This window comes from Rubrimonas cliftonensis (assembly GCF_900107585.1).
Taxonomy (GTDB): Bacteria; Pseudomonadota; Alphaproteobacteria; order Rhodobacterales; family Rhodobacteraceae; genus Rubrimonas; species Rubrimonas cliftonensis.
Genome location: NZ_FNQM01000003.1, coordinates 513,989 through 525,705 on the forward strand (window position 1 = coordinate 513,989; position 11,717 = coordinate 525,705).

9 protein-coding genes and 2 tRNA genes are annotated in these 11,717 nt (G+C 73.3%); all 11 read right to left on the reverse strand.

Annotated elements, in window-relative coordinates; all coding sequences use genetic code 11:
• Positions 1–2: 2 nt before the first annotated feature.
• The 11 genes from BLW43_RS07890 to panB all read right to left on the reverse strand — a co-directional run bounded on the left by BLW43_RS07890 (position 3) and on the right by panB (position 11,377).
• Positions 3–79, reverse strand: a tRNA-Asp gene (locus BLW43_RS07890).
• A gap of 88 nt (positions 80–167) precedes the next feature.
• A complete protein-coding gene (locus tag BLW43_RS07895) occupies positions 168–884 on the reverse strand; it encodes a Tle-like phospholipase domain-containing protein (protein ID WP_093251359.1) in 717 nt (238 codons plus the stop codon).
• 93 nt (positions 885–977) lie between these two features.
• Positions 978–1,053, reverse strand: a tRNA-Val gene (locus tag BLW43_RS07900).
• 225 nt (positions 1,054–1,278) lie between these two features.
• Complete coding sequence (locus BLW43_RS07905) at positions 1,279–1,956, reverse strand: ABC transporter ATP-binding protein (RefSeq protein ID WP_093251361.1); 678 nt, start codon at positions 1,954–1,956, stop codon at positions 1,279–1,281.
• A complete protein-coding gene (locus BLW43_RS07910; RefSeq protein WP_093251364.1) occupies positions 1,949–3,205 on the reverse strand; it encodes a lipoprotein-releasing ABC transporter permease subunit in 1,257 nt (418 codons plus the stop codon). The genes BLW43_RS07905 and BLW43_RS07910 overlap by 8 nt, the downstream gene beginning before the upstream one ends.
• Before the next feature lie 260 nt (positions 3,206–3,465).
• A complete protein-coding gene (proS, locus tag BLW43_RS07915) occupies positions 3,466–4,803 on the reverse strand; it encodes a proline--tRNA ligase (RefSeq protein ID WP_093251367.1) in 1,338 nt (445 codons plus the stop codon).
• Between the two features lie 503 nt (positions 4,804–5,306).
• Complete coding sequence (locus BLW43_RS07920) at positions 5,307–6,821, reverse strand: Ppx/GppA family phosphatase (protein WP_175478806.1); 1,515 nt, start codon at positions 6,819–6,821, stop codon at positions 5,307–5,309.
• Positions 6,822–6,901: 80 nt separating this feature from the next.
• Positions 6,902–8,329: a ribosome biogenesis GTPase Der gene (gene der / locus BLW43_RS07925; RefSeq protein ID WP_093251691.1), complete on the reverse strand. Its 1,428-nt coding sequence runs from the start codon at positions 8,327–8,329 to the stop codon at positions 6,902–6,904.
• 106 nt (positions 8,330–8,435) lie between these two features.
• Positions 8,436–9,806, reverse strand: a complete 1,371-nt coding sequence (locus BLW43_RS07930; protein ID WP_093251372.1) for a PQQ-like beta-propeller repeat protein — start codon at positions 9,804–9,806, stop codon at positions 8,436–8,438.
• Complete coding sequence (locus BLW43_RS07935) at positions 9,803–10,471, reverse strand: tetratricopeptide repeat protein (RefSeq protein ID WP_093251374.1); 669 nt, start codon at positions 10,469–10,471, stop codon at positions 9,803–9,805. Before BLW43_RS07935 ends, BLW43_RS07930 begins: the two co-directional genes overlap by 4 nt.
• A gap of 102 nt (positions 10,472–10,573) precedes the next feature.
• On the reverse strand, positions 10,574–11,377 hold the full coding sequence (gene panB / locus BLW43_RS07940; RefSeq protein WP_217632125.1) for a 3-methyl-2-oxobutanoate hydroxymethyltransferase: 804 nt from the start codon (positions 11,375–11,377) through the stop codon (positions 10,574–10,576).
• Positions 11,378–11,717: the final 340 nt, after the last annotated feature.

Sequence of the window (11,717 nt, forward strand, 5' to 3'; positions counted from 1 at the left end):
AGTGGCGCGGTTGACGGGGCTCGAACCCGCGACCCCCGGCGTGACAGGCCGGTACTCTAACCAACTGAGCTACAACCGCGCAATCCGCCGGCTGCCCGGCGGCGTGGAGGGTGTTTAACGGCGGCGCAGGGGGGCGTCAAGCGCCGAAAAGGCGCGCCGCGGCAGCCTCACACGGCCGCGTCGGCGAGCGACAGGCCGCGGTATCCGTCGCGCTCAAGGGCGCGGAGCATCGCGGCCATCTTGTGGCGGCCGAGCACGTCCGTGGCGGCCCCGTCGAAGGCGAGATCGACGACCTTGCCGTAGTGAACGCCCCACGCGCCCACGACGTCGCCGCGGATCCGGAGATTGACGCCCGTGACCCAGTGGAACATCGCGCCCACGTCCTGCGCGGCCTGGAACGGATGCAGGAAGCCGCTCGCCAGCATCCCGGCGAAGCGCAGGTAGCCCGTGCCCGTGACCGCCGCGGTGGCCATCTGGCCGACATTGCGCGACATGATCGCGACGCCCGGCGCATTGAAGGTGGCGAAGGGCAGCCGGAGGCGGTTGCCGACGATCTGCGCGATGGCGCCGCCCAGGGAGTGGCCGCAGACGACGACGCTGGCCGCCGAGCCGCGGTTCACGCCCTCGATGAACATCGCGGCGTCGCTGAACTGGCTGCTGTTCATGCCGACGCCGAGCTTGAGGTCGGCGATGACGTCCCGCGGGCCGCTGGTGCCCTTGCACGCGAACACGAGTTCGCCGCCGCGCTGGAAGGCCGCGCCCTGGAAGGCTTCGGTCAGTCCCACGCCGGAGGGGCGGAAAGCCACCCGCGTCCATCCGGGCGCGCCGGGGTCGTCGTCATAGACCGCGTCCGCCAGAAGCCCGTAATCGTAGATGCTGGCCATGCGCAACGCCCTTCCGCCAAACCGATGATCGGCCGACATGCTGCGTCGGCGGCGGTTGACGGGCAGTGACGCGCGTCACGGCCATCGCGGCGATGGTGGGCGGTGAGAGGCTCGAACTCCCGACATCCTCGGTGTAAACGAGGCGCTCTACCAGCTGAGCTAACCGCCCTGACCGCCGCCTTCTAACGCAGCGGCGGCGGCGGCGCCAGTTCGCCGCGCGCCGCCCCGGCGGTGCGCCAGGCGGTGCGCCACGGCGCCGTCACGGGCGCCGCCACCTCGCTTGGCGGCCTCCCGGAGCGCTCTCCGAAACGACCGGATCAGTCAGCGACAAGAGAACCGCGACCGGGCGATTGCGCAGGGCGGCGGACCTGACGCCGTCAGGTCGGACGCCGCTCTAGCCGGCGACGACGCGGCCCTCTCGCAGCGTCACCGTGCGGTCCATGCGCGCGGCGAGGTCGGGGTTGTGGGTGGCGACCAGCGCCCCCGCGCCCTCCGAGCGCACCGCCTGCGTCATCACCTCGAAGACGCGCGCGGCCGTTTCGGGGTCGAGATTGCCCGTCGGCTCGTCGGCGAGGATAAGCCGCGGACGGTTCGCCAGCGCCCGCGCCACCGCCACGCGCTGCTGCTCGCCGCCCGAGAGTTCGGCGGGCCGGTGGCCGGCGCGCGGCGTCAGGCCGACCGCCTCCAGCAGCGCCCGCGCCCGCGCCTCCGCGTCGCGCCGCGGAACGCCGGCGGCGAACTGCGGCAGCATCACGTTCTCCAGCGCGGTGAACTCCGGCAGCAGGTGGTGGAACTGGTAGACGAAGCCGATGGCCTCGCGTCGCAGCGCGGTGCGCTCCGCGTCGCCCGTCGCCGCCCGTCCGCCGACCGACACCACGCCGGCGTCGGCGCTGTCGAGCAGCCCCGCGATCTGGAGCAGCGTCGACTTGCCGGCGCCCGATGGCGCGACCAGGGCGACGATCTCTCCGCCCGCCACGGCGAGGTCGACGCCGCGCAGCACGGCGACCGCGGTCTCGCCGCGGCCGTAGGTCCTGGCGACGCCCTGCAGCGCCAGCGCCGGAGCCTCACTCATGGCGCAGGGCCTCCACCGGGTCGAGCCGCGCCGCGCGCCAGGCGGGATAGAGCGTGGCGAGGAAACTCAGCGCGAGCGCGAGCCCCGCCGCGGTCAGCACGTCGGAGGCGCGCAGGTCCGCGGGGATCTGGCTCAGCACGCGGATCGAGGGGTCCCACACCGAGCCGCCCGTCACCGCCTCCACCCAGCCCTGGATCGTCCGGATGTTGAGCGTGAAGGCGACGCCGAGCGCCACGCCGAGCAGCGTGCCGACCACGCCGATCGAGGCCCCGCAGATGAAGAACACCCGCAGCACCGAGCCGCGCGCCAGCCCCATGGTGCGCAGGATGCCGATGTCGCGCTCCTTGTCCTTCACCAGCATGATCAGGCCGGAAATGATGTTGAGCGCCGCCACCAGGATGATCAGCGTCAGGATGATGAACATGGTGTTGCGCTCGATCGCCAGCGCGTCGAGGAAGGCGCCGTTGGCCTGCTTCCAGGTCCAGAGCGGCGCGCGGGCGCCGATGGCGTCGCGGATCGGCTGGGCGAAACGCTCCACGTCGTCGGGGCGGTCCACCATGATCTCCAGCCCGCTGACGGCGCCCTCGCGGTTGAGGAAGAGCTGCGCCGCCGGCAGGTCCATGTAGACGAACGCCTTGTCGTATTCGTGCATCCCGATGCGGAAGACGTAGGCGACTTCGTAGCTGCGCGAGCGGATCGAGCGGCCGAAGGGCGTCGAGAGCCCGTTGGGCGAGATCAGCGTCAGCGTGTCGCCCCTGGCGACGCCGAGCTGCTGCGCGAGGCCCCAGGCCACTGCGACGCGGTTCGCGCCGATGTCCGCGGGGTCGCCCAGCGCCTCCTCGGGCGCGGCGATGGCGGGCAGGCTGCGCAGGTCGTCGGCCGGGTAGGCGCGCAGGATGACGCCGGAGGCGCCGCCGGGGCCGGACGCCATCACCTGCCCCTCCAGCATCGCGGCGGCGCGGGTGACGCCGGGCAGCGCCGCGACGCGGACGGCGGCGGCCTCGGGGTCGTCCAGCGCGCCGCCGGCCGGCAGCGCCATGACATGGGCGCCGACGCCGAGGATGCGGTCCACCAGCGTGTCGCGGAACCCGTTCATCACGCTCATCACGATGATGAGCGTGGCCACGCCCAGCATGATGCCGACCAGCGAGAAGCCCACGATGGCGGAGATCGTGCGCTCCCGACGGCGCGCGCGCAGGTAGCGCCCGGCGATCAGCCACTCGAAGCGGGCGAAGGGGGGGGTGTTCATTGCGCCTCCTCGGAAGGACGCGCCTCCCGTATCAGGCGCCGGCGACCGCGGAAAGCGACCCCCGGATGAAAGGCGCGTCAGAATGTCGTCACCCGCGCGGACGCCGCGCCACCGGCGATGACGCCGGCCTGCGGCGGCGGCCCCGCGAGGCGCCGCCGCCCTCCGAGGCCAAACGGGCCGCGGCTCCTTGCCGACGGGGCGTCGCCGCCGCCCCGTTCGGCCTGTCCGGTGCGGCGTGTCCGGCGGCGGCGGCGCGGGCTTCAGCGCCCGTAGATCGCCGCAACCTTCGCCACCGCCGCCTCGGGCGTCAGCTCCTGGCTTTCGCCGGTGCGGCGCGAAGTCAGCTCCACGACGCCACTTTTCAGCCCGCGCGGGCCGACGGTGACGCGCCAGGGCAGGCCGATGAGGTCCATCGCGGCGAACTTCGTCCCCGCCCGCTCGTCGCGGTCGTCGTAGAGCGGCTCCAGCCCGGCGGCGGTCAGCCGGTCGTAGATCGACTGGCAGGCCGCGTCGGCCTCGGCGTCGCCCTGCTTGAGGTTGACGATCCCGGCGTGGAAGGGCGTCAGCGCCTCGGGCCAGATCACGCCCTTGTCGTCGTGGTTGGCCTCGATGGCGGCGCCGACGAGGCGCGAGACGCCGATGCCGTAGCTGCCCATCTCCACCGCGACCTGCGCGCCGTCCGGCCCCGCGACCCTCGCGCCCAGCGGCTCGGAATACTTCGTGCCGAAGTAGAAGATGTGGCCGACCTCGATGCCGCGACGCACGGTGCGGCGCGCCTCGGGCACGGCGCTCTCGAACAGCGCGGCGTCGTGCGTCTCGTCGGTGCGGGCGTAGGGCTTGGTCCACTGGTCGACGATGGCCTGGAGCCCGTCGCGGCTGTCGAAGTCGATGGCGCGGTCGCCGAGCGCGAGATCGAGCACGGCGCTGTCGAGAAAGACCTCGGATTCGCCGGTGTCGGCGAGGATCAGGAATTCGTGGGAGTGGTCGCCGCCGATCGGGCCGGTGTCGGCCTTCATCGGCACGGCCTTGAGCCCCATGCGCTCGAAAGTGCGCAGATAGGCGACGAGATGGCGGTTGTAGCTGTGGATCGCGGCGGCGCTGTCGATGTCGAAGCTGTAGCCGTCCTTCATCAGGAACTCGCGCCCACGCATGACGCCGAAGCGGGGCCGCACCTCGTCGCGGAACTTCCACTGGATGTGATAGAGGATGCGCGGCAGGTCGCGGTAGCTGGAGACGGCGCCGCGGAAGACGTCGGTGATCAGCTCCTCGTTGGTGGGGCCGTAGAGCATGTCGCGGTCGTGCCGGTCGCGGATGCGCAGCATTTCCGGGCCGTAGGCGTCGTAGCGGCCGCTCTCGCGCCACAGGTCGGCGGGCTGGATCGTCGGCATCAGCACCGCGTTGGCGCCCATCGCCGCCTGCTCCTCATGGACGATGCGCTCGACGTTCCTCAGCACCCGGTAGCCCAGCGGCAGCCAGGTGTAGATGCCCGAGGCCGCCTGGCGGATCATGCCCGCACGCAGCATCAGCCGGTGCGAGGCGATCTGCGCCTCGGCGGGCTGTTCCTTCAGGAGCGGCAGGAAGAAGCGGGTGAGGCGCATGGGGCGTGCTCCGGAAGGCTGCGGCGGCGCTGCGTCTCCTAGAAGATCGGCGCGCGCCCCGCAACGGGCCGTGCGGAGGCGGGCCGCAGCGGCGTTCGGCGCATCCCGTTTCCCGAGCCGGTTCGCACGCCGCCCCCTATTGCGGCGCCCCCTGTGCAAAAAAGTGTCAACAATCACCGAATCCGGCTCGACACGGGACGATTGATTGCGCTACCAAAACGTGACAAGCAAAAAGACCAAGTCTAGGGAGGAGCGGCTCGCCATCGGGCGGGCCGCAACTTTTTCGGCCCCATGGCCACCTTGGTCTGTTCCCCGCATCTCAGGCATGGCGCGAAGCGGTTCTTAGCCTCGGCGATCCGCCGGGGATCGGCGCTGCGCCGGTCCAGCTCGCGGTCCGGCGCACGGCGTCGCAAATCTTGCGAGACTCCCCCGGCGCCTTCCGGCCGGGCGGACGGTCTGCGACCGGAGCGCGAAGGCCTGGCCGCCTCTCCGCGGTCGTCACGTCAAACTTCCAGCGAGCATTCAAGGCCCAGCAAGTCCGCCAGCGCGCCGAGCCGGCGCTCGACAAGCTCGCCGGACAGGCTCGCCAGCGACGGCGCGAGCGTCAGGCGGACCTCACGCGCCGAAACGACGAGCCGCGCCTCGCTGAGCGAGCCCGGCGTCGAGGCCGAAAGCATCGCGCCAAGCCTGAGCGCCCGGCCGAGCGCCCTCGCGCGAACCGCGCCGGTCCTGTCGAGCAGCGCGAGCGCGGCCTCGGCGTCCACCGACCCGGGCCCGGCGCCGTAGCGCTGCGCGAGCGCAAGGCCGATGAACACGCGACCGGCATGGTCGACGCCGCCCAGATTGGCGCGCGTGACGGTCTCGAAGCAGCTCGCGGCGCGGTAGTCGGGGTGCGCGCGCCAGTTCACGTCGTTGAGCAGGCACGCGGCGCGGGCGAGCCGCCGATCCTCCACCGGCCAGGCGTCGAGCAGCGGCGCGACCCAGTTCGCCAGCTCGTCGCCGAAGCCGGGGAAGCGCGCCTGGGTCTGCTCCAGCCGCCGCGCGGCCTCGATCAGCGGATCCCGCCGGCGCACCGATTCCGGCAGGCGCTCGTAATAGGCGCCTTCGCGCAGGCCGAAGGCGGAGATGGCGAGCGCCACGGGCTTCAGCCGCTCGACCAGCCGGCCGAGCACCAGCGCCGCGGTCGGCGTCGCGGCGGCACGGTTCGAGGAGACGCCGGGCAGCGCCTTCAGCGCCTCGGGCGTCTGCGCCGCGATCCAGCCGCAGGCCTCGATCGCGGCGTCGGCCTCCAGCCGATAGCCGTGCAGCACCCTGAGGGGGTGGCCGACGCGGGCCATCTGCGCCTTGGCGACGCTGCGCCACGCCCCGCCGACGGCGTAGAGCGTGCGTCCGGCCAGCGGCACCACCATGGCGGCGCGGTCGATCTCGGCGTCGATGCGCTGGCGCAGCGCGGCGCCCTCCAGCCCCGCAAGCCGCTGCGGCCCCAGCGAGAGCGTCAGGCGCGGCCCGACCTTGGCGGCGGAGATGTCGGCGAGCTCCATCGAGGCGCCGCCCATGTCCGCCGCCGCCCCGTCCGCGGTCGGCTCGCCCAGCAGCACGCCCAGCGCGGAGAGCCGCGCCTCCTCGTCGCCATCGATCACGCGCAGGCGCAGGCCGGTCTCGCGCTCCACGAGGTCGCGGAACTCGGGTCCGTCCTCGGCCTCGCGCACCGCCGCCGTCGCCACGGCGTCGAGCGCGACGACGCGCATCCGGTCGGCCAGCGCCGCGAATCGGCACAGCGTCTTCAACGCAGCCTTGCGCCCGGCGACCGAAAGCCGCCCGGTCCGGGCCAGCTCGGCGCCCAGCCCGCAGGAGGCCTTCTCGTTGAAGAAATAGGCCGGCGCCCGGTCCACGCCCTCGAACACCACCAGGCGGACGGAGTTCGACCCGACGTCAACCACCGCCACGCGGCCCTCGCGGCCGTCCAGCCGCGCAAAGGACGGCGCCGCCGCCTCAAGGAAGCTCGCCTGATCGCCCACTCGCGCCTCCGCCGCGTTGCCTCGCGAGCGACGTCGCACAAGCCCGTCGACGGATCAACCGGCGCGGCGACCTGCCCGGCTCACTTGCGGTCGTAGGGGTTTTCGGTCTTGCGGTAGCTGAAGCGGATCGGCACGCCGTCGAGCCCGAAATCGCGCCGAAGGCCGTTGACGAGGAAGCGCGTGTAGCTCTCCGGCAGGTCCTCGGGCTTGTTGCAGAACGCCAGAAAACTCGGCGGACGGGACTTGACCTGCGTCATGTAGCGCAGGCGGATGCGGCGGCCGGAAGGGGCCGGCGGGGCGTGCTCGGCCACCCGGTCGCCCAGCCAGCGGTTGAGCTTCGCGGTCGCGATGCGGCGGTTCCAGGTCGCATGGACCTTCAGCACCGCCTCGCGCAGCCGGTCGAGCCCGCGGCCCTCGATGGCCGAGACGGTGACGAGCGGCGCGCCCTTGAGCTGCGGCAGCAGCCGGTCGAACGCCTCGCGCAGTTCGCGCAGGCGGGCCGACTTGTCCTTCTCGAGATCCCACTTGTTGACGGCGATCACCACCGCGCGGCCCTCGCGCTCGGCGAGGTCGGCGATGCGCAGATCCTGCTGCTCGAAGCTGGAGGCGACGTCGAGCAGCACCACGACCACCTCGGCATAGCGCACCGCGCGCAGGCCGTCGCCGACCGAGAGTTTCTCCAGCTTCTCCTGCACGCGGGCCTTCTTGCGCATGCCCGCGGTGTCGAACACGCGGAACGGGCGGCCGCCCCAGTCGATCTCCAGCCCGATGGCGTCGCGCGTGATGCCGGCCTCTGGGCCGGTCAGCAGCCGCTCCTCGCCGAGAATGGCGTTGACCAGCGTGGACTTGCCCGCGTTGGGCCGGCCGACCACGGCGATCTGGATGGGGCGCGAGGGGTCGGCCACGCCGTCGCTCTCATCCTCCTCGCCCAGCACCTCAGGCAGCGCCACGTTGGTCTCGGGCGCCTGCGCGGTGATCAGCGCGGCCTCGTCGGCGAAGGTGTCGGCGATGGGCTGAAGCGCGGCGTAGAGCGCCTCCATGCCCTCGCCATGCTCGGCGGAGAACGGGATCGGCTCGCCGAGACCGAGGCTGTAGGCCTCCATGGCGCCGGAGAGGCCGGCGCGGCCCTCAGCCTTGTTGGCGCCGAGCAGGATGCGGCCGCCGCGGCGGCGCAGGATGTCGGCGAATGTCTGGTCGAGCGGCGTGACGCCGGCGCGAGCGTCGATCACGAACAGCACGACGTCCGCCTCGGCGACGGCGCGGTCCGTCAGGCGGCGCATCCGGGCCTGAAGCGAATCGTCGTCGACGTCTTCGAGCCCTGCGGTGTCCACCACGATGAAGCGCAGATCGGCGAGCTTGCCCTCGCCCTCGCGCAGGTCGCGCGTCACGCCCGGCTGGTCGTCCACCAGCGCGAGGCGCTTGCCGACCAGACGGTTGAACAGCGTCGACTTGCCGACATTGGGTCGGCCGACGATGGCGAGCTTGAAGGTGGGGGCGCTTGGGCTCATGGCCGGCGGGCGATACGCCATCCCCGCCACGCCGTCCAGTGCCCGGGTCAGTGCGCCGGGCGGCCATGCGCGCGGCGCAGGGAGCGCCGCGCGGGCCCAGGGGCCGTCAGCGGAACGCGTAGAGCACCGCGTCGTCGGAGAGGACGTAGAGAGCGCCGCCGGCGATCACCGGCCCGGCCGAGGCCCCGCCGGAGACCGGCGCAACGCCGACGCGCTCGCCGGTGGCGGCGTCGAAGACCAGCAGCCCCTCCTCGCTGGAGGTGAGATACACCCGCCCGTCCGCCACCACCGGTCCGCCATAGGCGACGGCGCCCTCGCGGTCGTCGGGGTCGGACCAGCGCGGCAGGTCCACGGCCCAGAGCGTCTCGCCCGTCGCGGCGGCGAGCCGCACGAGCTGCGCCTCGGTGCTGACGGCCACAAGGGTCGCGCCGACCGCCCAGACCGGCGTGACCGAGCCGATCGGCCGCAGCCAGCCGCGGCGCCCGGTGCGCGCGTCGAGCGCGAGCATTTGGCCGCTCTGGTTCGCGACGAACACGGCCGAGCCCGCGATGACCGGGTCGCCGGTGATGTCGCTGATGTCGGCGCTGGCCAGCCCGCGCTGGCCGCTCGCCAGCGCATCGGCCCAGATCCGCCGGCCGTTGGCGGCGGCGACGGCGACCACCTCGCCCGAGAGGAAAGGCAGCACGGCGAGCCCGCCGGCAAGGGCGGGGCTCGCCCCGCCGAGAAAGCCCGCGCCGCCGCGGGCGCCGAGCACGCGCCACCGCACGGCGCCGTCTCGGGCGTCGAGCGCGAAGGCGGCGTTGTCGCGCGTCACGACCACGACGCGCTCCTCGTCCACCGCCGGCGCGGCGCGCAGCGGCGCTCCGAGGCCGCGGCGCCAGAGCTCGGCGCCGTCGGTCACGCCCAGCGCCACCACGTCGCCGAAGCCCGTCGTCGCGATCACCCGCCCATCGGCGACGGCGAGGCCGCCGCCGAAACCGTCGTCATCGCCCTCGGCCTCCGGCGAGAGCGAGGTCCGCCAGAGCACCCCGCCGGAAGCCGCGTCGACCGCCGTCACCGACGACGCGGCGTCCAGCGCGAAGACCCGCCCGCCGGACACGACGGGGGACGAGGTGATCCGCCGATCGCCGTCGGCGCCCGCCCCTACGTCGACGCGCCAGGCTTCGCGCGGCGCGGCGCCCCCGGCAGGGCCAGCAATGTGGCCGGGCGCCCGGTTCGGCGACGCGTTGCTCTGGGGCCAGTCCGCCAGCGGCTGCGCGACGCCCAGCGGCGCGAGCTGGGCGGCGCGGTCGGCCGGCGCCGTCGGCAGCGCCGACGCCAGCCTCACCGGCGTCCGGTCTCCGGGAAGGATCTCCTCGTCGCTTTCGAAAAGACCGCAGCCGGCAAGCGAGAGAATCGCCGCGCCGAGCATGGCGCAGCGCCGGAGGCCGCCGCCTAGGAGCCCGGCGCCCCGACCGCCCATGGTCCTCTCGCTCATTGCGCGGCCTCCTGCGGGTCGCGGGCGCGGATGGCGGAGGCCAGCAGTCCCGCGCGGCCCCGGGTCTCCTCGGTGGCCGCGGGGTCCGCCAGAACGGCCTCGACATCCTCGCGCGCTCCCGCGAGATCGCCGAGCCCAAGCCTCAGCGCCCCCCGGGCCTCCAGGGCGAGAAGCCGGAAAGACCCCTCCGCGCCGGCCAGCGGCGAGAGCTGCGCGACCGCGCCGGCGGCGTCGCCGCCCGCGGCCGTGAGCATCGCGGCGCGATAAGCGGCGAAGGCCGCAAGGCTGGGCGGCGTCGCGGTGTCGATGGCGACCGCGTCGTAGAGACCCCGCGCCTCGGCGACCTCGCCGGCCGCCGCGAGTTCGCCGGCCGCCCGGAGCCGCGCCAGCAGCGCCGCGCCTTCCGGCAGGGCGTCGGCTTCGGTCAGATAGCGTTCCGCGCGCGCCGGGGCGGTCGGCTCCTCGCCGGCGTCGATCAGCGCCGCGCCGGCCTCGCGCGCCGCCGCCTCGTCCTGCGCGTCGCGCCAGGCGATGAACGCCGCCGCCGCGACGACCGCTACGATCACGCCGATGACCAGAGGCGCATAGCGCTTCCACAGCCCGAAGAGGCGGTCACGCCGAACCTCCTCGGAGACTTCCTGGATGAAGCTGTCGGCGTCGCTCAACGGGCGTCTCCCTCATGTGCGGCGCGGACCCTAGTGGCGACGCGCGCGCCCGCCAAGCCCCCGCCGAGACCCCGGGCCGCGCCGCGCGCGCCGGGACGTGGATCAGCCGGCGTCGCCGCCGCGGCGCGCGGCGTAGGTGTGCTCCTCGCCGGGAAAGGCGCGGGCGCGCACGTCGGCGGCGTAGCGCGACACGGCGTCGTCCATCATCGCCTCCATCGCGCCATAGCGCTTCACGAAGGTCGGCACGCGCGGGAACAGGCCCACCATGTCCTCGAAGACGAGGATCTGCCCGTCGCATTTCGCGGAGGCGCCGATCCCGATGGTGGGGATCGCCACCGCCTGCGTGATGCGGTCGGCGAGCGGTTCGGCCACCCCCTCGACCACGATGGAGAACGCGCCGGCCTGCTCGACGGCCTTCGCGTCCTCGATCACGGCGTCCCACTGCGCCTCGTCGCGCACGGCGCGGAAGCCGCCGGCGGTGTTCATCGCCTGCGGCATCAGGCCGATATGCGCCATGACTGGGATGCCGCGCCGGGCGAGATAGCGGATCGTCGGCGCCATCTCGACGCCGCCCTCCAGCTTGACGGCGGTGCAGCCGGTCTCCTTGACGACGCGGCTCGCATTGCGGAAGGCGGCCTCCGGGCTCTCCTCGAAGCTGCCGAAGGGCATGTCGACCACCACAAGCGCCTTCTCCGCCCCGCGCGTGACCGCCTGCCCGTGCATGATCATGTGCTCCAGCGTCACGCCCAGCGTGTTGGGCATTCCGTGGATCACCATGCCGAGCGAGTCGCCGACGAGCAGAAGGTCGGCGTGCCTGTCGCAGATGCGGGCGACATGGGCGGTGTAGGCCGTCAGGCACACCAGCGGCTCTCCGCCCTTGCGGGAGGCGAACTTGGGCACGGTCATCCGGCTCCGGCGCGGCTGGCTGTCGCTGGTCTGGTCGGGATCCGCCATCGCGGCCTTCTTGGAGATGGTGCTGGTCGTGGACATGGCGCTCACCCTTCCATGCGATGTCGCAGATGGGGGATAGCACGGAGCATGGTCGGGCGGCGAGGGCGGCGGCGCGGCCTCGCCCGAGGCCTGCGGCGAGAGGCCAGCGGATCGGGGCCTGGGGATCGGGGCCAGTGAACCGGGGCCAGCGGACCGGGGCCAGTGAAGAGGTCGCAGGGGGCCTCGCTTTCGCGAAAGCGCCTCTTACATTAGGTTGGCTCCGCCGATACGTCGGCTGCGACGTCAGTTTGGAAGC